Below are 22359 nucleotides of genomic sequence, written 5' to 3'. Positions count from 1 at the left end.
CGGCCGGGGCCGGAAATAGCGTGAGGCCATGAGTGATGCACTGCTGCCGCGAGTGGACGACCGCACCGCCGTCGTGACCGGGGCCTCGGCGGGCCTCGGCGAGGCGCTGGCCGAGCGCCTGGCCGCCGCCGGCTGGGACCTGATCCTGACCGCGCGCGGCGAGGAGCGCCTGGCGCGCGTCGCCGCGCGCCTCGGGGCCCGCCACCTGGCCGGGGACGTGACCGACGCGGCGCACCGGCGGGAGCTGGTCGCCATGGCCGGGGACGGGCTCGACCTGCTGGTGAACAACGCCTCGACCTTGGGCGAGGTGCCGCTGCCGCGCCTCGCGGAGGCGGACCTGACCTACTGGCCGCGCCTGTTCGAGATGAACGTGTGGGCGCCGATGGCCCTGGCCCAGTTGGCGCTGCCGGTCCTGCGGGAGCGGGGCGGCGCGATCGTCAACATCTCCTCGGACGCCGCGACGGGCCCGTACGCGACGTGGGGGCCGTACGGGGCGACGAAGGCCGCGCTCGACCAGTTGTCGAACGTGCTCGCCGCCGAGGAGCCGGCCGTCGCGGTCTGGGCGCTCGACCCGGGCGAGATGTCGACGGCGATGCTCGCCGACGCGGTGGGCGCGGCCGACGCCGCCGAGGCGGACCCGCCCGCACTGGCCGCGGCGGCGATCTACTCGATCGCGGGGGCGCGCTGGTGCACCTGCGAGTGGTCGGCGCCGGAGAGCGGGCGGTACGCGGCCCGCGATTTCGACAAGCTGCACAACCACACCCATGAGGAGGCGAGCGCGTGAGCTCGACGTTGACGTCCCAGTTCGATTTCGCGCTGGACTCGGCTCTGGAGGCGGTCCAGCCCGCCGAAGTGCGGGGCACGGCCCGCTCGGACGTGCGGCTCCTGGTGTCGGACAAGGCGACCGGCGAGATCCGGCACCACCACTTCGACGACCTCCCGGCGCTCGTGCGCCCCGGCGACCTCCTCGTGGTCAACAACTCGGCGACGCTCCCGGCGGCCGTGCCGACGCGGCAGGGCCTGAAGGTGCACTTCTCGTCCACGCGGCCGGACGGCTCGTGGCTGGTGGAGCTGCGCGACCGCGGCAAGCCGTACGCCGGCGAGGTGCGGGTCGTGGACCTGCCCGGCAAGGTCGAGCTGCGTCTGGAGCGGCGCTTCGGCAAGCGGCTGTGGGTGGCCCGGCCCCCGATCGACTCGGTCCCGGACTACCTGGCCCGCCACGGCAGGCCGATCCGGTACTCCTACATCGATCGGGACTGGCCCCTCGCCGCGTACCAGACCGCGTTCGCGACCGTCCCGGGCTCGGCCGAGATGCCCAGCGCCGCAAGGCCGTTCACTCCCGAAATGGTGACTCGGCTGGTCTCCGCCGGAGTCGGCGTCGCCCCCGTCACCCTCCACACGGGAGTCGCGTCGCTCGAGAGCGGCGAGGACCCGTACCCGGAGTGGATGGAGGTCGGCGAGTACACGGCGCGGGCGGTCAACGCCACCAAGGACGCCGGCGGGCGCGTGATCGCGGTCGGCACCACGGTGGTGCGCGCGCTGGAGAGCACGGTCGTGGGCGGCAAGGTCACCGCCGCATCGGGCCACACCGAGCGGATCGTCTCCCGCGAGCATCCGGTCCAGGTGGTCGACGGCCTGCTCACCGGCTTCCACGAGCCCCGCTCGACCCACCTCGCGATGCTCGAGGCCATCGGCGACACCGACCTCCTGCGCGACTCCTACGCCGCGGCCATCGACGCCCGCTACCTGTGGCACGAGTTCGGTGACGTCCACCTGATCGCATGAGCCGCGGCCTCCTCGGCGACCGCGACGTGCGGGCGCTGTGGGCGGCCGCGGCCTGCCTCTCGGCGGCGTTCTGGATGCTCCAGATCAGCGTCGCGCTGCATGTCCTCGCCGTCGCCGGGACCGCCGCGCTCGCCGCGGTCCAACTGGCCGGAGTGCTCCCGGCCCTGCTGCTCACGCCGGTGGCGGGCCTGGCCGCCGACCGGATGCGCCTGCGCCCGTTGCTGCTGTGGACCGTCACCGCCCAAGCGGCCGCGGTCACCGGCATGGCGGCCGCCGCCTCGGCGGGCGGCCTCATCGCGCTCGCCGCCTGCTACGCGGCGCAGAGCTTCGCGATGGCCTTCTGGCCCGCCGCCCGCCAGCAGTGGCTGTACGGGCTCATCGAACCCGAGCGGCGCCAACAGGCGAACGCGGCCTTCGGATCACTCGGCGGCATCATGACGATCGTCGGCGCGATCGCCGCCGGACTCGTCTCGGCCCGCTCCCCCGTCGCCGCGATCGGCGGCGCGGCAGCGCTCCTCGCCTGCGGCGCGATCCTGCTGGCCCGGGTCCGCGAGACCGCCCGGGTCGAAGCGGCGGCGACGAACGAGCGCGTCGGCTCCCGACTGCGGTCCTTCGGCCTCGGACTCCGCGAAGGCTTCGGCGCGACCCGCCGCTACCCTCTGGCCCGCTCCGTGATCGGGATCGGGATCGCCTGGGGCTGCATCGGCGGCGGCTACACGGTGATGCTCAGCGGCCACGTGGTCGACGGCCTCGGCGGCGACGCCGTCACCGTGGCGGCGGTGTTCGCCTGCGACGGCCTCGCGGTCCTGGCGGGCACCTTCCTCGCCGCCCGCCTGCGCCGCGAGGCGCACCTCCCGGTCTGGGCGGTGTCCTATGCGGCGCAAGGGCTCGCGTGGGCGGGCTTCTTCGCCGCCCCCGGCCTCGCAGCCGCCCTCGCCTGCCTCGTGGTGATGCGGCTCGCGAGCGGCGTCGTCATCGCCTTGGACACGACGATCCTCCTGGAGACCGTCCCGGCCGAGTTCCGCGGACGAGTCACCTCCATCCACGTGACCACCTACAACGCCACCGCCCGCCTCTCCCTGGCGGCACTAGGGACCGCTCTCGGCTGGTTCAGCCTCACCTCATTGGGCATCGCCGCCGGACTCCTGGCAACCGCAGCCGGCGCGACCTGGTGGCTCCTCGCAGGCAGGCGCTCCCAAGCGGCCTATCTCACAGCGGCCCGGCGAGTGTCGTTGCATCCCAAGAAGTCCGGCCAAACCTAGCGTGTACTCGTGGTCACTTATGAACACGAGACACCGCTGAGGCTGTTGCAGGACAACCCGAAGCTCGCCACCGAGCTGTACTGCGACCTGCTCGGCCAGCGGCTCCCCGATTACACCGAGGTCCGCCCCGGATCGGAGGCGGTCACGCGCCTCGACCGCCCAGAGAAGGAGGACTGCGACGGCGTCGAGGTCTACTACCTCGGCGAGGAACCCGTCTTCGCGCTCGTCTACGAGATGCAGCGCCAGCCGGACGACGACAAGTACTTCGTCTGGCCGGACTACCTCATATCGATTCGCAGCAGGCTGCGCTGCCCGGTGGCGCTCGTCGTCATCTGCCCGAACGATCGCACCGCCCGCTGGGCGGCCCAGCCGATCGAGACCGGCCATCTCGCGTTCACGCTGGTGCCGTTCGTCATCGGCCCCGATCTCATCCCGATCGTCACCTCAGCCGAACAGGTGCGGGGCGTCGAGCAGATGGCGCTGCTGTCGGGCATGACGCATGGCGACGGCGAGCACGGCGAGGCGGTGATGGCGGCCCTCTACGACGCGCTGTGGATCCTGCCCGAGCACCTTCGACAGAAGTACACTCGAATGGCCAACCGCGTCCTCTCAGAGAAGGCGCTGGAACGACTGGAGGCACTGGTGAAGTCCGACACCAACGAAGAGCGAAAAGCGAGCTTCATAGACCGGATCGAAGCCAAGGGCCATGCTGGGATGCTGCTGCTGATCCTCGACCAGCGCGGCATCGAGATCGACGAGTCCGACCGGGAGCGGATCGAATCATGCACCGATCTCGAGCAACTGCAGTATTGGGCGACCCGGGCGTTCCAGGTCGACACGGCTGAGCGGTTGTTCAGCTGATCGAACTTCGAACGACGGCCGTCCCGCTGTGCGGGGCGGCCGTCGTTCGTGCGGGCGGGGGCGGCGGCCGCAGTAGCATTTGTGGCGTGAGCAATCCGTTCGAGCAGCGCAGGAGGCCCTTCGGGGACGGGTCGCGGCGGAGGAACCGGTTCGCGATTCCCGATTCGCCGGGGGTGGCCGTGGTGACGGCGGTACTGACGCTCGCGTTGGCGGTGATCGTGTTCCTCACGGCGCTGCCGGGCGAGGAGCAGGTGCTGTACTACGAAGGCCGGGAGGTCGGCCCGTCGGCCATCTGCGAGACGACCGGACCGGACGGCGAGGTCGTCATGACCGCGTGCGTCGAGGTCGCCGAGGCCGAGACCAGGTCGACGGGGTGGAGCGTCGTCCGGGTCGTGATTGCCGCGCTGCTGGCCGCGGGCGCGATCGTGGTCCTCGCCGGTGTGCCGAAGCAGTTGCGGGAGCGCCGCCAAGAGGAGACCGCCCGCATGGAACGCCTCACCGACGAGGACTTCAAGGGCTAGTCCACGTAGATGTCGGGCTGGAAGTCCTCCTGGCCCGGCACGACCGAGTACCCCGACAGGTCCGTGACGCCCTCCGCGGCGAGCACGTCCTCGACCATCACCGCGTTGCCGCTGTAGGCCTTCGGGTCCTTCGAGAGGATCGCCAGCGCCGCGTCCGAGACGATCTCGGGCGTGCGGCTGCGGGCGATCATCGGCTGCCCCCCGAGGGCGAACTCGACGGCGGCGGTGGCGATGGTGGTCTTGGGCCACAGGCAGTTCGCGGCCACGCCCGGTTCGGTCTCGGCGGTGCCGAGGGTCATGATCGTCATGCCGTACTTGGTGGCCGTGTAGGGCCCGCCGGCGAACCACTTCGGGTCGGTGTTGAGCGGCGGGCTGAGCGTGAGCACGTGGGCGTGGTCGGAGCCGCGCAGGTACGGGAGGGCGGCGCTGATGGTCGCGAAGGTGCCGCGGAGGTTGACGCCCGTGATGAGGTCGAACTTCTTGAGGCTGAGCTCGCCGATGCCGGTGAGGTCGAGCGCGGAGGCGTTGTTGACGCAGATGTCGAGCCCGCCGAACGCGGCGGCGGCGGTGTCGACGGCCTCGCCCACGGCTTCGGCGTCGCGCAGGTCGCCCACGATCGGGAGGGCCTGGCCGCCCGCGTCCTCGATGCGCTTCGCGGTCTCGTAGAGGGTCCCGGGGAGCTTCGGGTGGGGCTCGCCGGTCTTGGCGAACAACGCCACCTTGGCCCCGGCCGCGCCGAGGGCGACCGCGATGGCCGCGCCGATGCCGCGGCTGGCGCCGGTGACGAACGCGGCCCTGCCGTTCAGGATCGACATGGTCTCAGCTGGCGCTGTGATGGCTGGCTCCATTGCTCTGCCTCCAAGTGTTCGGTGTCACCCGAATACTACTAGTCAGTAACTTCCGGGGGAAGCCCGCTCGCCGACACGCTCCGATCCGTTGCTGAACGCCGGCTGAGAGCGCGTCCAGAACTCGCCTGGAAACGCTTCCGAACCCTTTCCGTTGCCAAAACGGTGCAATAAGCTGGCCGAACGAGACGCCGGACGGGCAACCGACCAGGGCCCGGCACAAGTACTGAGGAGCGGTGGATGACTTCGACCAGCGGGCCAGCCGGGGCAACACCGCCAGCGGTGCCGCTCCGGGGCGACGGGTCCCCGGCACGGCTTCTCGTAGTGGATGACGAGGAGAGCCTGGCCGACCTGCTGGTCGAAGCACTGTCCTTCCAGGGCTACGAGGTCACGGCCGCCCGCTCGGGCACCGAGGCGCTGGCCTCGCTCGAGAAGGTGCGGCCCGACCTCGTGATCCTGGACGTGAACATGCCCGGCCTCGACGGCTTCGGCGTCGCCGACCGCATGCGCGCCTCCGGCGACGAGACCCCGATCATCTTCCTCACCGCCCGCACCGCCCCCGACGACCTGCGCGACGGCTTCGGCTCCGGCGGCGACGACTACCTGATGAAGCCGTTCCGGCTCGAGGAGCTGAGCCTGCGCGTCTCGGCCGTCCTGCGGCGCACCCTCGGCAAGGACTCGGCCTCGAACCGCGGCGGCGAGACCGTCACGGTCGCCGACCTCATCCTCGACCTCGCGGCCCACCAGGTGACCCGCGACGGCAAGACGATCGACCTGTCCCCCACCGAGTTCCGGCTGCTGCGGTACCTCGCGGCGAACACCGGCCGGGTCGTGTCCAAATCGGAGCTGCTGCGGCAGGTGTGGGGGTACGACTTCGAGACCGAGTCGAGCCTCGCGGAGACGTACGTGTTCTACCTGCGCCGCAAGCTCGACAAGCTCGGCCCCCGGCTCATCCACACCGTCCGCGGCGTCGGCTACATGCTGCGCCCGCCGCAGGCCTAGGCGACCATGGCCATCAGGACGAAGATCGCCGCGGCCATGGCGGTCCTGCTCATCGTCGCGGTGAGCATCATCGGGTTCGTGACCGTGCAGACGGTGTCCTCGCACCTGGTCGACCAGGTCGACCAGAAGCTGCACGGCCTGATCAAGCAGGGCACCATCCCGATGGACGCCTCGGACGACAACGGCGAGATCCCCTACAAGGAGTTCGCCGTCCTGTTCTTCGACGCCTCCGGCGAGCGCGTCTCGGCGGTGCCCGCCGGGTACAAGAACGACCCGTACCCGCTGCCGGACATCACCGCCCCGCCCGCGGACACGGACTACTTCACGGTCTCCAGCGTCGACGGCGAGATGACCTACCGGGCCGTGTCCACCGGCAGGGTCCAGATCACCGGGGCCGAGGGCACGTACACGATCGTCTTCGCCACCTCGCTCGAAGGCGTCGAGGCCACGAGCTCGACCCTCACGAGGACCGTCCTCATCACCGGGTTCACCGTCGGCGCGCTCGGCATCGTCATCGCCTGGATCGTCACGAGGCGCGGTCTGCGCGTGGTCGACCACATGGTCGCCGACGCCGAGACCGTCGCCTCCGGGAACCTCGACCACCGCATCACCGCCGCCGACCCGCGCACCGAGATGGGCCGGTTGTCACTGGCGCTCAACCGGATGGTCTCGCGCCTCACCGACGCGATCACCCAGCGCGACCGCCAGCACGAGCGGCTGCGCCAGTTCGTGGCCGACGCCGGGCACGAGCTGCGCACCCCGCTCACCGCCATCGGCGGCTACGTCCAGCTCTACGAATCGGGCGCCACCCCGCCCGGCGAGAAGCTCGACCGGGCCATGAACCGCATCGGCAGCGAGAACGCGCGCCTCGCGAAGCTCGTGGACGACCTCATGGTCCTCTCCCGCCTCGACGAGGAGGTCGGCGGCGACCGCGAGCTCGTCGAACTCACCCAGCTCGCGCAGGACGCCGTGGACGACGCCGGAGTGGCCGACGCGACGCACCCGATCTCGCTCTCCGCGCCCCGGCCGCTCACCGTGGTCGCCAACGAGGGCCAGCTGCGGCAGGTGCTCGTGAACCTCCTGACCAACGCCCGCGTCCACACCCCGCAGGGCACCGCCATCGACGTCTCGGTCGCCGAGAACGCCGGGTGGGCGGTCCTGCGCGTGGCCGACCACGGACCCGGCATCCCCGCCGAGCACCGCCAGAAGGTCTTCGACCGGTTCTACCGGGCCGACCCGTCGCGCTCGCGCGCCACCGGCGGCTCCGGGCTGGGCCTGTCCATCGTGTCGTCCATCGTGGCCGCGCACAGCGGCGAGATCCGCCTCGACAGCGAGCCCGGCGAGGGCACCGCGATCGAGGTCAGGCTCCCGATCGCCCGTCTCGAGTAGCCCGAAAGGGAAGGGCCGCAAGGGGTCCCTTCAGGCCTGAGCGACGCCTGGGCGCTACTGCTACGCTCGGTGCTCGTGACACGCCTCCTCCCCGACTGGTTCGTCGAACGCATCAACCCCGTGCCCGACGAGGACGACCTCCCGGTCTCCACGCTGGAGCTGTTCTTCGACCTCATCTTCGTCTTCACCGTCGCCCAGTTCACCGCGCTCATCGCCTACGACCCGCTCATGGGCCTCATCCAGACCGTGCTCATGTTCGGGTTCGTGTGGTGGATCTACGCCGGCTACGCCTGGCTGACCAACGTGATCCCGCCCGAGCGGCCCGCCCGCCGCATCCTCCTGCTGTGCGCCATGGCCGGCTGGCTCGTCATCGCCCTCACCATCCCGGCCGCGTTCAAAGAGGAAGGCGGCGTCTGGATCGCCGTCGGCCTGCTCGTGGTCGTGCTCGTCCACGGCCTGATGTACCTCCAGGCCGCCCGCGCCTTCGGCCCGGTGTTCATCGCGAACCTCGTCGCCGTCGCCGCCGTCTTCGCCGCCGAGCTCGGCCCCGACGGCGTGTGGCGCTACGCGCTCTGGGCGGCCTCCGCGGTCATCGTGTGGACGGTCCCGATCTGGCACGGCCAGCGCGGCCTCAACCTCCACCCCGCGCACATCACCGAGCGGCACGGCCTCGTCGTGATCGTCGCCCTCGGCGAATCGGTGGTGGCCATCGGGATCGGCGCCGCCGGGCTGCCGATCGACGCGGACCTGCTCGTGGCCGCCGTCCTCGGGCTCGCGATCGGCGCGTGCCTGTGGTGGTCGCTGTTCGTCCACGACCTGCCGAAGACCGAGCACGCGCTCACCGCCACCAAGGACGCCGTGAAGCGGGTGCGGAAGGTCCTCGTGGGCCTGTCGTACGCGTTCATCCCGGTCCTCGTCGGCATCCTCGTCACCGCCGCGGGCCTCAAGCACGCCGTCGGCCACGCCATGGAGCCGCTCGACCTCGCCTCCACGCTGCTGCTCTCGGGCGGTGTGGCGCTGTTCCTGCTGGGCACGGCCGGACTGCGGGCCTCGATGCCGCTGCCGCGCGCCTGGGAGCGGGTGGCGCTCGCGGCCGCGGTGCTCGCGCTCGCGCCGCTCGGCCTGGTCAACACCGCGCTCCAGTTGGGCGCCATCGTGATCGTCCTGGTCGCGGGCCTCGCAGTCGAGCGGAAGCTCGCTGCGCGGGTGCCGTAGCCGGCGCCTTCGGGCTCTACACCAGGTCCCTCGCACGAGCGCTCGGGATCACCAGCGGCGTCCCGGTCTCGGGGTCGTCGATGATCCGGCACGGCAGGTCGAAGACCTGGTGCACGGTCTCGGCGGTCACGATGTCGGCCGGGGCGCCCTCGGCGACGACCTCGCCGCCGCGCATCGCGATGAGGTGCGTGGCGTAGCGGGCGGCCTGGTTGAGGTCGTGGAGCACCGCGACGAGGGTGCGGCCCTCGCGGTGGAGCTTCGCGCACAGGTCGAGGACCTCGATCTGGTGCGTGATGTCGAGGAACGTGGTCGGCTCGTCGAGCAGCAGCAGCGGCGTCTGCTGGGCGAGGACCATCGCGATCCACACGCGCTGGCGCTGGCCGCCGGAGAGCTCGTCGACGCCGCGCGAGGCGAGTTCGCTGATGTCGGTGGCGGCCATGGCCTCGGCGACGACGCGCTCGTCCTCGGCGGACCACTGCTTGAGGATGCCCTGGTGGGGGTAGCGGCCGCGGGCGACGAGGTCGGCGACCGTGATGCCGTCGGGCGCGATCGGCGACTGCGGGAGCAGGCCGAGGCGGCGGGCCACGGCGCGCGTCGGCTGGGAGTGGATGTCCTTGCCGTCGAGCAGGACCTGCCCGGCGGAGGGCTTGAGCATGCGCGCCAACGCCTTCAGGAGCGTGGACTTGCCGCACGCGTTGGGCCCCAGGATGACCGTGAACTCCCCTTCGGGGATGTCGACGTTCAGACCGGCGCTGATGGCGACGCGGCCGTAGCCGATGGTGGCGTCTTGCACGACGAGTGGACCAGCGGTCACGACATGACCCCCTTCTTGCGTTGAGCGGTGAGCAGCCAGACGAGGTAGAGGCCGCCGACCACGCCGGTGACGACCCCTGTGGGCAGTTGGCGGTCGGCGATCCCGGCGACCGCGATCATGTCGGCGCCGGTGACGATGAGGGCGCCGATGATCGCGGAGAGCATGAAGCTCCTGGTGGAGCCGGTGAGGCGGGCGGCGATGTGCGGAGCGGCGAGCGCGACGAACGCGAGCGGCCCGGCGACCGCGACGGCCCCGGCGGTGAGGACCGAGGCGGTGACGAGCGCGGCGACGCGGGTGCCGGTGACGCGCACGCCGAGGCCGGTGGCGCTCGCTTCGCCGAGGCGCAGCGCGTCGAGCCCGCGCGACAGGACCGTCACCGCGGCCGCCCCGGCGGCGAGCACGACCGCGACGACCGCGGCCTGGTCCCAGCTGCGGCCCGAGAGGTCGCCGGTGAGCCAGTAGACCGCCCGGAACGCGTCCACGATCGTGGTGCGGGTGAGGAGGTAGCCGTTGACGCCCGCGAGGATCGCGGCGACGCCGATGCCGACCAGGACGAGGCGGTACCCGGACGGGTCGCCGCCGCGCGTGAGGGCCCAGATCACCAGGCCCGTGGCGAGCGCGCCGAACGCCGCGAACAGGGCCGTGAGCTGGAGGCCGCCGCTGGTGAGGATGATCGCGACGAGCGCGCCCGAGGTCGAGCCCTGGGTGAGGCCGAGGATGTCGGGGCTGCCCAAGGGGTTGCGGGTGAGGTTCTGGAACAGCGCGCCCGAGAGGCCCATGCACGCGCCCACGGCGAGGCCGGTCGCGAGGCGCGGCAGGCGCAGGTCCCAGAGGATGAACTCGTCGCCCTTGGTGCCCTGGTCGAGCAGGGCCGCCCAGGTGCGGTCGAGGCCGAGCGCGGTCGAGCCGGTCGCGGCCGACCACATGGCGACCGCGAAGAGTACGGCGAGGGAGCCGAGGACGGCGGCGACCGTGCGGTGCCGCACGCGGATCGAGGTGCCGCCCAGGCGGAGGACGGTCGAACCTGGGGCGCTCACAGCCGGGCCACCTTCCTGCGGCTGACCAGGTAGAGGAAGAACGGGCCGCCCGCGACGGCGCAGACGATGCCCACCTGCACTTCGGCGGGGCGGGCGACGACGCGGCCGAGCACGTCGGCGGCGACGAGGAACGCCGCGCCCGTGAGCATCGAGTACGGCAGGACCCAGTTCTGGTCGGGCCCGGTGAAGGCCCGCACCACATGCGGCACCACGAGGCCGACGAAGACGATCGGGCCGCACACGGCCGTCGCGGTCCCGGCGAGCACCGTGATCGCGGCGATCCCCGCGACGCGGAGCACGCGCGGGTCGACGCCGAGGCCGGTCGCGGTCGCGTCCCCGAGGGCCAGGGCGTTGAGCGGGCGAGCGAGCAGCACGCCGACCGCCGCGGCGGCGCCGATGAGGAGCACGACCGGGAGCATCGGCGCCACATGGGCGTTCACCAGCGACCCGACCGACCAGAACCGCATCTGGTCGAGCGTGGCCGCGTCCATCAACTGGACGGCCGAGACGTACGCGTACCCGGCCGCGGTCACGGCCGCGCCCGCCAGCGCGAGCCGCGCCGGGGTCGCGCTCGCGGCCCCGGCGATGAGGTAGACCGCGACGGAGGCGGCGGCCGCGCCGAGGAACGCGAACACGATGGTCGAGGTGAACCCGAAGGAGCCGATGAAGAAGGAGGCGGTCACGACCGCGGCGGCCGCGCCGGTGTTGACGCCCAGGAGGCCCGGGTCGGCGAGGGGGTTGCGGGTCATGGCCTGCATGAGCGCCCCGGCGAGGCCGAGGGCGGCGCCGGCGGCGAGGCCGAGCACGGTACGGGGCAGGCGCAGCTCGGTGACCACGGGGTAGGCCTTCGAGTCCGCGTCGGTGAGCCCGGCCCAGACCTGGCCGAGGTCCATCGCGCGGGAGCCGACGGCGACGCTGAGCACGGCGAGGGCGGCCAGGACCGCGAGGAGCGCGAGGAGCCCCAGGACCCGGCGGGCCGTGCGGGGGCGCGGCGCGGCCCCGGTTGCAGCCCTTGGCGAATCGAGCGCCGGGGCCTGCTCCCTGGCGCTGTGGGCGGTTGACAAGTGCGAACTCCGGAGGGATAGTGTCTGCGGTTTTGTTTAGGCTAACCTAACCGCGTCACCCCCGCCATGAACGCTCCCCCTTCGAAGGAGTTCCCCTTGCCACTCCGGCCCGTGCCCGCCCCTTCTGGCTGCAGCCGCCGCACCTTCTTCGCCGCGGGCGGCGGCCTCGGCGCCGCCTCCTTGCTCGCGGCCTGCGGTTCGGACGAGGAGCCGGCCGGCGACGGCGGGAACGCCGCGGCGGGGCCGTTCTCCTTCCTTGACGAACGCGACCAGACCGAGGTCGAACTGGAGCGCGCGCCCACCGCGGTCGTGGCGTTCACCGGCCTCGCGGCCGCCCTGTACGACTACGGCGTCGAGGTCGCGGCCGTGTTCGGCCCGACCACGCTCGCGGACGGCTCCCCCGACATCCAGGCCGGGCGCATGCCCGTCGAGAAGCTGACCGTCCTCGGCAACGCCTGGGGCGAGTTCGACGTGGAGAAGTACGCGCAGCTCAACCCGCAGCTCATCGTGTCCCACTACTACGAGGGCTTCGACCTGTGGTTCGTGCCCGAAGAGCGGCTCGAAGAGGTCGAGGCGCTGGCGCCGGGCATCGGCATCGAGGTCTCGAAGCCGACCCTGGACCAGATCATCGACCGCCATGCGGCCCTGGCGAAGGCGCTCGGCGCGGACCTGGAGTCCGAAGCGAACGCCGCGGGAATCGAACGGTTCGGCGCCGCCATGGCGTCGATCCCGGACGCGTATTTCGAGATCCAGCAGGCCACCGGCAGGGAGTACAGGGTGATGGCGGTCGGCGCGTGGCCCGACGGGCTCTATGTCGCCAACCCGCCCATGTTCAACCTGCTCGGCAAGTGCGTCGAACTCGGCGTCGACTTCGTCGTGCCGGACGACCCCGACCAGAACGGGTACTGGGAGCTGCTGTCCTGGGAGAACGTCGACAAGTACGAGGCCGACGCGATCTTCCTCGATATCCGCACCGGGAACATCGACCCTGAGACCCTGGTCGCCGACTACCCGACTTGGGCGGCGCTCCCGGCCGTACAGGCGGGGCAGGTCTATCGGTGGAACGGCGAGCCCATCTATTCGCACGTCGGCGGAGCCGTTGAGCTGGAACGGATCGCCGAGGGGATCGGAGCCGGGAGGCCACTCGGCTAGCCGCGGGGCCAGTGGCTGACGCCACGTGAGCACCCCAGCTCAGAGAGCCGGAATTCGATTAGGTTAGCCTAACCTCCGATCGGCCGGGCGGTGTCCGCGAGCCGTTCCCAGTCCGGCCCCTCAATGCCCTTCAAGAAGGAGAGACACATGGCTTTCGATGCCAAGCTCGGCCGCCGCGGCCTGCTCGCGGGCGGCGGCGCCCTCGGACTCACCGGCGTGCTCGCCGCCTGCGGCCAGGGCGACGACGCGCCCGGCTCCGGCGACGCCGCCGGGGCGCAGCCGTGGGAGTTCACCGACGACCAGCCCGCGACGGTGAAGCTCGACCAGACCCCTGCCAAGATCGTCGCGTTCACCGGCATGGCCGCCGCGCTGTACGACTTCGGCATCGAGGTCCCGGCCGTCTTCGGCCCCACCACGAACGAGGACGGCTCCCCCACCACCCAGGCCGGGAATCTCCCCGTCGCCGACCTCGAGGTCTTCGGCAACGTCTACGGCGAGTTCGACGTCGAGGCCTACGCCGCCTACGGCCCCGAAGTGCTCATGACGCACTTCTACTACGACCCCGCGACCCTCTGGTACGTGCCCGAGGAGAGCCACGACGAGATCACCGGCCTCGCCGAGGTCACCGCCCTCAACGTGGACGACGGCGCGAACACCCAGGACCAGATCATCGCCCGCCACGCCGAGCTCGCCGAATCCCTCGGCGCGGACCTCGACTCGGAGTCGAACGCCGCCAACAAGGAGCGGTACGACGCCGCCGTGGAGGCCCTCAAGGCCGCCGCCGCCGCGAACCCGGTCAAGGTGCTCGCGTGCTCGGCCGCCGCCGAGACCTTCTACGCCTCGAACCCGGCCACCGGCAACGACCTCCGCTTCTTCGTGGAGCTCGGCGTCGACATCATCGTGCCCGACGCGCTCGACGAGGCCACCGGCAACTACTACGAGCTCCTGTCGTGGGAGAACGCCGACAAGTACGCGGCCGACGTCCTCCTGCTCGACAACCGCGTCCAGGCCCTCCAGCCCGACGCGCTCACCGAGTTCCCGACCTGGAACGCCCTCCCTGCCGTCCAGGAAGGCCAGATCGTCGGCTGGGAGGCCGAGCCGATGTACGCGTACGGCCTCGCCGCCGCCTCCATCGAGGCCCTGGCGACCGCGATCCAGAACGCGAAGAAGCTCGTCTAAAGGCTCGACTGCGAAGCGAGAAGGGGCGGACCGTTCGGTCCGCCCCTTCGTCATGCCTTGCGCCTTAACGGATGTCGATCGTGACGATCGACGGGTCGTGGTCGGAGACGCCGTAGCGGCCGTAAGCGGGCTCCTCGCCGAAGTCGTACGCGTCGGCCGGGTAGTCCGCGTTGATGTGCGCGGACACCGCGGCCTCGACCTCGCGCAACAGCGCGGGCGAGACGAACATCTGGTCGAGGGTCTGCGTCTGGCCCATGAAGGTGTAGGAGTACGCCGCCTCCGGGTGCTCCTCCACCATGAGGTCGTGCAGGCTCGACAGCCCCGAGTGCTCGTAAAGACCCGCGAGCTGGTCGGACGGGCCGACCCAGTCGCCCGAGATGACCTGGCCCTCGGCGAACGGGTCGTCGGGGCGCGGGAAGACGTTGAGGTCGCCGCCCGCCAGGACCTTCGCCCGACGGTCGTGGTCGAGGATCGCGGCGCTGATCGCGGCCACGTAGTTCGCCTGCTCGGTGCGGTGCAGCACGCGGGTGTTCGGGCCCGAGGAGAAGTGGTTGTTGATCAGGTAGATCTCCGAGGCCTTGAAGCCGTGCTTGTCCTTGAGGAAGAACTTCGCGACCTGCGCGGGGCGGCTGAAGACGTCGAAGCCGTTGCAGGCGAAGACGCCCGAGCTCTTGCACTGGTCGATGACCTCTTGCGGCAGGGCCGCGTTGAGGGCCTTCGGGTTCTGCACGTCGGCGTTGATCGCGTCGGCCTCGGTCGGGTACTCGACCTTCGGCGCGGCGCCGAAGACCGGGTCCCAGCTCTTCACCTTCGACAGGCCGGCCAGCTTGGGCTGGTACAGGAAGCCGGTCATGATGCCGCGCGTGTCGGCCGAGTCGAGGTCGCCGGTCGCGGTGTAGTCCGGGCCGCCGTACTCGGCGATGACGAGCGCGAGCTCCTGGATGGAGTCGGGGGCGCCGTCGCCGCCGGTGTTGGCCTCACCGGTGTTCGCCAGGTCGCACACGAGGCGGTCGGGGCCGAGGTCGGCGTCCTCGGTCCACTCGGGGTTGACCGAGCAGACGTCCTGGGCCTCGCCCTCCTGGGTCATGAGGATCGCGGGGCTGTGCAGGTCCTCGACGATCTGGCCGGCCTGTCGCAGCAGCTGCGCCTCGTACTCCTCATAGGAGGCCGGCACATAGTTGAAGGGGGGCTTGACGTTGCCTTCGGGGTCCTCGGCGTCGGTGCAGCCGGTGTTCCCGGCGAAGTCGCAGCCCGAGTTCGGGTTGTCGCGGAAGTCGTACAGGTTCTCGATGTTGTACGAGGCGATGCCGGCCTCATTGCGGCCCGCGGGCTCGACCGGCTCGTTCTCGGCCGGCTCGAGGCCGCCTTCGAGCGCCAGGTCGTTCGCGACCTGGATGCCGTACTTGGCGAACGAGAGGTACACGCCGCCGGTGTTGGCCTCGGTGATGACGTCGTAGGTCTTGGCCGGGGCGATGACCGTCTCGTTCGTGCCCTCGGTGGCGCGGATGCCCATGTCGCCCATGACGAACAGGTAGCCGTTGCCGTCGTCGAAGTTCCCTTCGACCGTGTCGAGCGGGTGCGCGTCGCGGAAGGCGCGGGCGGCGTAGCCGTCCTGCTGCGCCGCTTCGCTGTCGCCGCGCATCGCCCAGACCTCGCCGCCGCTGGAGTACACGTCGCGCCCGGCGGTCACGACCGAGTCGGCCGGGACGGTGAGCTGCATGCCGAGGTGGCGGCGGAAGTACTCGGTGGAGGCCTTCGCGTTGTCTGGCGGGTCGACTTCGACCGCGGCGATCTCGGCGAGCGGGTCCAGGCCGGAGGCGACCACGTCGTAGACGAAGGTGGAGCCGCCGCTGAACTGGATGTTCCCGAAGTAGGAGCCGACGACGGCGCGCACGACGATCTCGTCGCCCACCTTCACGGTCCAGTTCGCGCCCAGCTCGGCCTGGGCGGGCGAGCCGTTCAGGGTGCGGACGGTCGAGAACTTGTTGTTGAAGACGAAGATGCCGTCGGAGGAGAGCGGGTCGCCGTCGGTCGCGTCGGCCTTCTCCTGCAGGAAGAAGCCCTTGTTGCCGTTGGCCTCCATGGTCAGCTGGGTGACCACGCCCTGCACGTACACGGTCTGTCCGGCCAGGGGCGAGGTGAAGTCGGTGTCGCCGTCGGCGATCGAGCCCTGGACCGCGCCGATGTGCACGATGTCGACGTCCGCGTGGGCGGACGAGGCGAAGAGGAAGCCGGAGGCGCCGACGATGACCGCGCCCGCGGCCGCCGCCGCGAGCCGGGCTCGCCGTCTGAGGGAACGCACAGGAGAGCTCCAATGCTGTCGTACGGGACCTCGGCGCGAGGGCGCGCCCGAGGCGGGATGACGGGGGCGGTCTTCACTCAACCGCAACAGCGGGTCGAAAGCAAGGCTTCCGAGTGAATTCCTCGTATCATCCCATGTCTATTTCCGCAGGGGGAACGCAGCGGGGCGGGCCGCGCGAAGCGGCCCGCCCCTGAAGACCCCGTGAGGGTCAGCCCCGGTAGCGGGGCGTGTAGTAGTCCGGCACTTCCACGTCAGCGAAGTCCATGTCGGACCCCATGTAGAAGCTCGGGTACTGCGGCTGGTTGTAGGTGGTCTGCTGGTTCGCCACGCCGACCCGGTACTGCGGGTCGTGCATGAGGGTGAACAGCTTGTGGCCGGTCACCTCGGTGGCGGTGAAGACCCGGATCGCGCTCGAGTCCGCGGTGCGCACCAGCAGCTCCTCGCGCCAGTCGCCGAGCACGTCGGCGACCAGGCCCGGGTTGCCCTTGGTGTAGTTGTTGGTGAGCGTCCCGGCGGCGTCGAGGACCACCCCGTCCTGGTAGTCGCGGATCGTCGTCTCCTCGACGGTGGCGGCGTCCGCGCCGTGCACGAGCTGGGTCGTCAGGTCGGCGTCCCAGCGGATGCTCATGTTCGTGCCCGGCGTCGGGGCCGCGATCGGCTCGCCGGTCACGGTGAACAGTCCCTCCGGGTTCCCGGCCTGGTCGGGCGGGAGCGACGCCCACGCCTCCATGCCAGGGACCGACGGGTCGATGTCGCCGACCATGCCCCGCCCGGTGTCGCGGCCGGAGTAGCCGCCCCACAGGACCTCGCCGGTCTCGGCGTCGCGCATCGCGTACCCGTACGGCGCCCACGCGCCGCCCTCGAAGACCGAGAAGATCTCCAGGCCCTCGCGGGCCGGGTCGAAGTCGCCCACGTGCAGGGCGTCGCCGTGGCCGAGCTTCGCGAGCGTGCCCGGGTTGTTGGCGTTCGGCGGCATCACCGCGTACGAGGAGTACAGCAGCGAGCCGTCGTCGTCGATGGTCGCGGCGCCGTAGACGATCTCCTGCCTGCCGTCGCCGTCCACATCGGCCGCGCTCAGCGAGTGGTCGCCCTGCGTGGTCAGCGTGCCCCACTCGGGGTCCGGGCCCTCGACGCCGTGCGGCGAGCCGTTGAACGGGTTCGACATCGGCGCGTGGCCGGAGTCGGCCTGCCAGCGCTGCCGCAGGTTCCGGCCGTCCCAGTCGATCGCGGTGATCGTCGTGCGGGTGTAGTAGCCGCGGGCGAAGATCGCGCTCGGGTGCTCGCCGTCGAGGTAGGCGACGCCGGAGAGGAACCGGTCGACGCGGTTGCCCGGCTCGATGCGGGCCATGGCGTAGTCGCCCCACTCGAGGCCGTCGTCGCCGCGGGCCACCGGGAAGTCGATGGTGTCCATCTCGAGCCCGGTGCGGCCGTTGAAGACCGTGAGGTACTCCGGTCCGGAGAGGACGAACCCGGCGAAGTTCCGCAGCTGGTTCCGGGCGGAGCGGGCGGGCGCGTAGACGTCGATGAAGTGATCGGCGAGCGTCTCGGCGTCCTCCTTGGCGAGCGGGTACGCGAAGTCGAACAGCGCGTCGGCCCCGAGGGCGGCCTCGATGGTCGCGGGCCAGTCGCCCTTGACGACCTCGGGGTGCTCGTGCCAGCCCATGAACATCCGCACGAGGTGGTCGTAGTAGCCCGCGGCGGAGAGCCGGTAGTCGTCCTGGTGGGTGACACCGGCGGCGACGTCGTCCTCAGGCAGCGTGATGTACCGCTCCTCGTCCTCCACATAGGAGGTCGATTTGGTCCCCGGCGCGGTCTTGAGCATGACCTCGGCGATGCCGTCGCCGTCGAAGTCGTAGACGTCGAACTGGGTGTAGTGCGCGCCGGCCCGGATGTTCACGCCGGGCTCGATGCGCCAGAGGAGCTCGCCCTCCTGGGTGTAGGCGTCGAGGTAGACGGGGCCGGTGTAGCCGACCTGCGAGACGTCCTTGGAGTTCGAGGGGTCCCACTTGACGACGTACTCGTAGTCCCCGTCCCCGTCGAGGTCGCCGGGGCTGATGTCGTTGGCCTTGTAGCGGTACGCCTCGCCCGCGGGCGTGACCCCGTCGGCGGGCTTCTGCAGCGGGATGTCGAGGTACCCCTCGGACCAGGGCGTGACCGTGTCCGAGACGTCCGTGGGCCGGCCCCGCTCGACGGCGACGACCTTGTACTCGGCGTCGGCGCCGCCCTTGGCGTCGAGGAAGTTGGTGGAGTCGGTGACGGTCGCGATCTTCCGGCCGTCTCGGTAGACCCTGAACGTGGCCCCGGTCAGACCTGAATCGTTATAACCGGACACCTCGTCGGCGAGCAGCCGCCAGCTCAGGAAGACGCCGTCGCCGGTCACGGCCGCGATGAGGCCGCGGTCCAGCCGCTCGAGCTGGAGGTCGTCGTGCCGGCCGCCGCCGTGCGCCTGCGCCGAGGCGGTGGCCCCGGCCCCGGCCAGCACACCGACCAACGACACCGCGACGACCTTGCGAAACATAGTGGGAGGACTCATGGAAGGGGGCTCCTCGGAAAACGCACGAGGCCTGCGAGAACGCATCGAATGCAAGGAGGGGACGCGCGGAGGCCTCAATTGAAACGATTTAACGCATCGAAGACTATCGACATCCGCCTGCCGCTGTCAAGCGCTCTCCAAACCCGCCCCCTGTGACCGCCGGTACGCCCGCCCCCCCACATTCGTCCCCCGCAGCGCACTCCGGTACAGTTCTACCTCGTCCCGGTCGATTAGCTCAGCGGGAGAGCACTCGCTTCACACGCGAGGGGTCACTGGTTCGATCCCAGTATCGACCACCAGCAGCATGAAGGCCCGGCGGATGTCCGCCGGGCCTTCTTCGTCGCCGAATCCGGGTCCATCGCCGGGTTCGGCTCCCAGGGTCATCTCACCGACCCGCACGCCCCCGAACAGCCGCCGCGGAATCTTCGTGTGCCTAAATCGTGACGCATGCAACCGTCCCGGTCCTTCGGGGCGTACCGATTTCAGGGTCGCCAATGTGGAGCTACCCCAGCGAATCTGTCCATAGTCACCAATTTCATTCCTCTCGGAGACCACCCCCGGTCTCGCGGCGGCGCCGCGGGGCCACCCCCAACAAGGAGAGTTCGTGACAGTTGCACAGCGGCGTTCACGCCGCATCCTCGCCGCCGCCTTCGCCGGCGCGCTCGTCCCGGCCGCGGTCGCCACCGGCGCCGCGGCCCAGCCATCCGAGACCGAGATCCTCATCGAGGAGAAGGTCGCCCCCGAACTGCTCGAGCAGATCGACGACAAGGGCGACGCGGAGCTGTGGCTCCTCTTCGCCGGGTCGCCCGACTACAGCACCGCGCTCGCCGCGGACACCAAGGAGGCCAAGGGAACCGCGGCGGTCGAGGCTGCCAAGGAGTACGCGGAGCAATCGCAGGCCGACGTGATCGCGGCCCTCGAGGAGCACGGCGTCGACTACGAGTCCTACTGGGGCGCTTCCACCGTCAAGGTGGTCGGCGACGCCGACCTGCTCGCCGAGCTGGTCGCGTTCGACGAGGTCGAGGCGGTCGTGGCCGCCCCCGACTACTCGATGATCGAGCCGATCGCCCCGGACGACAAGCCCGAGAACGACTTCCAGACCTGGGACGCGGTCCAGCAGGCCGCCGTCGAATGGGGCGTCGAGGACGTGGGCGCGCCCGAGGTGTGGGAGCAGGGCTTCACCGGCGAGGGCATCGTCGTGGCCAGCATCGACACCGGCGTCCAGTACGACCACCCGGCGCTCGCGGGGCAGTACCGCGGCAACAACGGTGACGGGACCTTCACGCACGACTACAACTTCTACGACATCCAGGACGTCTGCCCGGGCGACGCCCCGTGCGACGACGACGGCCACGGCACCCACACGATGGGCACCATGGTCGGCTCCGAGGGGATCGGCGTCGCTCCCGGCGCGGAGTGGATCGCCGTCAACGGCTGCTGCCCCGACATCGAGACGCTGATCCTGGCCGGGCAGTGGCTCGCCGCGCCCACCGACTCCGAGGGCCGCAACCCCGACCCGCTGAAGGCCCCGCACGTGGTCAACAACTCGTGGGGCACGACGATCCCGGGCTACGACCCGATCTACGCCGAGGTCGTCGAACTGTGGCACGCCTCGGGCATCATCCCGGTCTTCGCCGCGGGCAACAACGGTCCGGCGTGCCTGACCATGAGCACCCCCGGGGTGTACGAGAACGTGATCGCCGTGGGCGCCTACGACGAGAACCACGAGATCGCCGAGTTCTCCTCGCGCGGCCACGGCCTCAACGGCGTCCTGAAGCCCGACCTCTCGGCCCCGGGCGTGGACGTGCGCTCGGCGCTCCCGGGCGACGAGTACGGCCTCGGCGACGGGACCTCGATGGCCGCACCGCACGTGGTGGGCACGATCGCCCTGCTCATGTCGGCCTCGCCGACGCTCGAAGGCGATTACGAGGCGGTCTACGAGACGCTGACCGGCACCGCCGTCGACACGGCGGACGACCAGTGCACCGGCGACAAGGAGGCCAACAACGTCTACGGGCACGGCCGCGTCAACGCCGAGGACGCCGTCGACGAAGCCCCCGCGGGCAAGTTCGGGGCGCTCTCCGGCGCGGTCGCGGACCAGGACGGCGAGCCGGTCGCGGGCGCCCGGCTCGTGTTCGAGGGCGCGGTCGTCCGCGAGGCGACCACCGGCGCCGACGGCGCCTACGAGTTCGCGCGCATCCCGGCCGGGCGCTACCACGTGACCGTCTCGAAGTTCCTGTACGGCACCGTCACCGGCTCCGTGCGCATCAAGAACAACGGCGCGGCCGTCTTCGACGCCGAGCTCGAGAAGGAGGCGACGCAGGTCGTCGAGGGCGCGGTTGTCGACGGCGGCGGGCACGGATGGGCGCTCGACGCGACCGTGTCGACCGCGGGCGACGAGGCCGTGGCCCGCACCGACCCGTTCACCGGCGCGTTCAGCATGGAGATCCCGGCCGAGGGCGACTGGCCGCTCACCGTCGAGACCGCCTACCCCGGATACGAAGTGGTCCAGGTCGATCCGGCCGACGCGGGCCTGGTCGAAGTGCCGCTCCTGCCCGGTTGCCTGGCGCCCGGCTACGGGTCCGACGTGCTCGACGAGGCCTTCGACTCGCCGGGGCTCCCGGCGGGCTGGGAGGTCGTGGACCGCGGCGAGACCGCCGGCTGGGTCTTCGACGACCGGTTCGGGTACGGCAACATGACGCCGGGCTCGGGCGGCTTCGCGGAGGCGAACTCCGACGCGGCCGACCCGGACCACCATGTCGACACCGACCTCGTCACGCCGGTGTTCGACCTGAGCGCCGCCGAGGACCCGACCCTGTCGTTCGCGAGCTTCTTCGTGGACGACGGCATCGGCGCCGAAGCGGAGGTGCTCGTCTCCGTCGACGGCGGGGAGACCTGGGAGCAGGTCTGGTACACCAATGAGGACTTGGAGGCCACGGTCGAAGCGGTCGACCTCGCCGCCTGGGCCGACCAGACCGCCGTGCAGCTGAAGTTCCATTTCGACGACCACGACACGTGGGCCTACTGGTGGATGGTCGACAACGTCCGCATCGGCTGCGGCGAGCTCGAAGGCGGCCTCGTGCGCGGCAGCGTCACCGACGCCGCGACCGGCGACCCGATCGAGGGCGCGGTCGTCACCGACCCCGCCACCGGCAACGCCGCCGTGACCGGAGCGGACGGCGCCTACGTCCTCTTCACCGCGGCCGGATCGGCGAACCTGGAAGCGGCCCTTGACGGCTGGACCACCGGCACCGCCGAAGCCGAAGTCGAGGCCGACGCCGTCGTGGGCGCCGACTTCGAATTGGAGGCCGACGCCTGACCTGAATGAGGGGCATGGGCTCGCGCCGCTGTGCGGCGCGAGCCCGTTTCGTTCCACGCTCGCATGTGACGCCCGGTCC

General features: G+C 71.0%; 17 protein-coding genes and 1 tRNA gene. 12 read left to right on the top strand and 6 right to left on the bottom strand.

Going from position 1 to position 22359, the window contains the following annotated elements:
* Window positions 1–28: 28 nt before the first annotated feature.
* The 5 genes from AB0K52_RS08375 to AB0K52_RS08355 all read left to right on the top strand — a co-directional run bounded on the left by AB0K52_RS08375 (window position 29) and on the right by AB0K52_RS08355 (window position 4429).
* Window positions 29–784 carry an SDR family NAD(P)-dependent oxidoreductase gene (locus AB0K52_RS08375; RefSeq protein ID WP_363527995.1) on the top strand — a complete coding sequence of 252 codons (756 nt, stop codon included), beginning with the start codon at window positions 29–31 and terminating at the stop codon, window positions 782–784.
* Window positions 781–1785: an S-adenosylmethionine:tRNA ribosyltransferase-isomerase gene (locus AB0K52_RS08370; RefSeq protein WP_363527992.1), complete on the top strand. Its 1005-nt coding sequence runs from the start codon at window positions 781–783 to the stop codon at window positions 1783–1785. The genes AB0K52_RS08375 and AB0K52_RS08370 overlap by 4 nt, the downstream gene beginning before the upstream one ends.
* Complete coding sequence (locus AB0K52_RS08365; RefSeq protein WP_363527989.1) at window positions 1782–3047, top strand: MFS transporter; 1266 nt, start codon at window positions 1782–1784, stop codon at window positions 3045–3047. Before AB0K52_RS08370 ends, AB0K52_RS08365 begins: the two co-directional genes overlap by 4 nt.
* Before the next feature lie 9 nt (window positions 3048–3056).
* On the top strand, window positions 3057–3908 hold the full coding sequence (locus AB0K52_RS08360) for a hypothetical protein (RefSeq protein WP_363527986.1): 852 nt from the start codon (window positions 3057–3059) through the stop codon (window positions 3906–3908).
* An 86-nt stretch (window positions 3909–3994) separates the two neighbouring features.
* Window positions 3995–4429 (top strand): hypothetical protein, encoded by a 435-nt coding sequence (locus tag AB0K52_RS08355; protein WP_363527983.1) that lies wholly within the window; start codon window positions 3995–3997, stop codon window positions 4427–4429.
* Here AB0K52_RS08355 and AB0K52_RS08350 read toward each other — a convergent pair.
* Window positions 4426–5277, bottom strand: a complete 852-nt coding sequence (locus AB0K52_RS08350; protein ID WP_363527980.1) for an SDR family oxidoreductase — start codon at window positions 5275–5277, stop codon at window positions 4426–4428. The two genes, AB0K52_RS08355 and AB0K52_RS08350, sit on opposite strands and share 4 nt — an antisense overlap.
* Before the next feature lie 321 nt (window positions 5278–5598).
* Here AB0K52_RS08350 and AB0K52_RS08345 point away from each other — a divergent pair, with 321 nt between their 5' ends.
* The 3 genes from AB0K52_RS08345 to AB0K52_RS08335 all read left to right on the top strand — a co-directional run bounded on the left by AB0K52_RS08345 (window position 5599) and on the right by AB0K52_RS08335 (window position 8880).
* Window positions 5599–6276 (top strand): response regulator transcription factor, encoded by a 678-nt coding sequence (locus AB0K52_RS08345; protein WP_363527977.1) that lies wholly within the window; start codon window positions 5599–5601, stop codon window positions 6274–6276.
* 6 nt (window positions 6277–6282) lie between these two features.
* Window positions 6283–7665 carry a HAMP domain-containing sensor histidine kinase gene (locus tag AB0K52_RS08340; RefSeq protein WP_363527974.1) on the top strand — a complete coding sequence of 461 codons (1383 nt, stop codon included), beginning with the start codon at window positions 6283–6285 and terminating at the stop codon, window positions 7663–7665.
* A 75-nt stretch (window positions 7666–7740) separates the two neighbouring features.
* Window positions 7741–8880: a low temperature requirement protein A gene (locus AB0K52_RS08335; RefSeq protein ID WP_363527971.1), complete on the top strand. Its 1140-nt coding sequence runs from the start codon at window positions 7741–7743 to the stop codon at window positions 8878–8880.
* A gap of 16 nt (window positions 8881–8896) precedes the next feature.
* On the opposite strand, the gene AB0K52_RS08330 is transcribed toward AB0K52_RS08335, so the two are convergent.
* The 3 genes from AB0K52_RS08330 to AB0K52_RS08320 are packed head-to-tail and all read right to left on the bottom strand — an operon-like array spanning window position 8897 to window position 11795.
* On the bottom strand, window positions 8897–9694 hold the full coding sequence (locus AB0K52_RS08330) for an ABC transporter ATP-binding protein (RefSeq protein WP_363527968.1): 798 nt from the start codon (window positions 9692–9694) through the stop codon (window positions 8897–8899).
* Complete coding sequence (locus AB0K52_RS08325; protein ID WP_363527965.1) at window positions 9691–10731, bottom strand: iron chelate uptake ABC transporter family permease subunit; 1041 nt, start codon at window positions 10729–10731, stop codon at window positions 9691–9693. Before AB0K52_RS08325 ends, AB0K52_RS08330 begins: the two co-directional genes overlap by 4 nt.
* Window positions 10728–11795 carry an iron ABC transporter permease gene (locus AB0K52_RS08320; protein WP_363527962.1) on the bottom strand — a complete coding sequence of 356 codons (1068 nt, stop codon included), beginning with the start codon at window positions 11793–11795 and terminating at the stop codon, window positions 10728–10730. Before AB0K52_RS08320 ends, AB0K52_RS08325 begins: the two co-directional genes overlap by 4 nt.
* 96 nt (window positions 11796–11891) lie before the next feature.
* On the opposite strand from AB0K52_RS08320, the gene AB0K52_RS08315 reads away from it, so the two are divergent.
* Together AB0K52_RS08315 and AB0K52_RS08310 are read left to right on the top strand one after the other, a co-directional pair.
* Entirely contained in the window at window positions 11892–12947 is a 1056-nt protein-coding gene (locus AB0K52_RS08315; protein WP_363527959.1) for an ABC transporter substrate-binding protein, read from the top strand.
* A 147-nt stretch (window positions 12948–13094) separates the two neighbouring features.
* Window positions 13095–14126: an ABC transporter substrate-binding protein gene (locus tag AB0K52_RS08310; protein ID WP_363527957.1), complete on the top strand. Its 1032-nt coding sequence runs from the start codon at window positions 13095–13097 to the stop codon at window positions 14124–14126.
* A 64-nt stretch (window positions 14127–14190) separates the two neighbouring features.
* On the opposite strand, the gene AB0K52_RS08305 is transcribed toward AB0K52_RS08310, so the two are convergent.
* The gene (locus AB0K52_RS08305) at window positions 14191–16428 is read right to left on the bottom strand and encodes a hypothetical protein (protein WP_363527954.1); all 2238 of its coding nucleotides are present in this window, start codon (window positions 16426–16428) and stop codon (window positions 14191–14193) included.
* A 208-nt stretch (window positions 16429–16636) separates the two neighbouring features.
* Window positions 16637–18961, bottom strand: a complete 2325-nt coding sequence (locus AB0K52_RS08300; protein ID WP_363527951.1) for a rhamnogalacturonan lyase — start codon at window positions 18959–18961, stop codon at window positions 16637–16639.
* A gap of 224 nt (window positions 18962–19185) precedes the next feature.
* Here AB0K52_RS08300 and AB0K52_RS08295 point away from each other — a divergent pair.
* Both AB0K52_RS08295 and AB0K52_RS08290 read left to right on the top strand, forming a co-directional pair.
* Window positions 19186–19260 (top strand) — tRNA-Val (locus tag AB0K52_RS08295).
* Between the two features lie 305 nt (window positions 19261–19565).
* Window positions 19566–22280, top strand: coding sequence for a S8 family serine peptidase (locus AB0K52_RS08290; protein ID WP_363527949.1), 2715 nt, complete (start codon window positions 19566–19568; stop codon window positions 22278–22280).
* Window positions 22281–22359 lie beyond the last annotated feature (79 nt).

The organism is Glycomyces sp. NPDC049804, assembly GCF_040674615.1.
In the GTDB taxonomy this organism is placed as follows: Bacteria; Actinomycetota; Actinomycetes; order Mycobacteriales; family Micromonosporaceae; genus Glycomyces; species Glycomyces niveus.
This window is presented reverse-complemented; position numbering and strand designations above follow the sequence as displayed.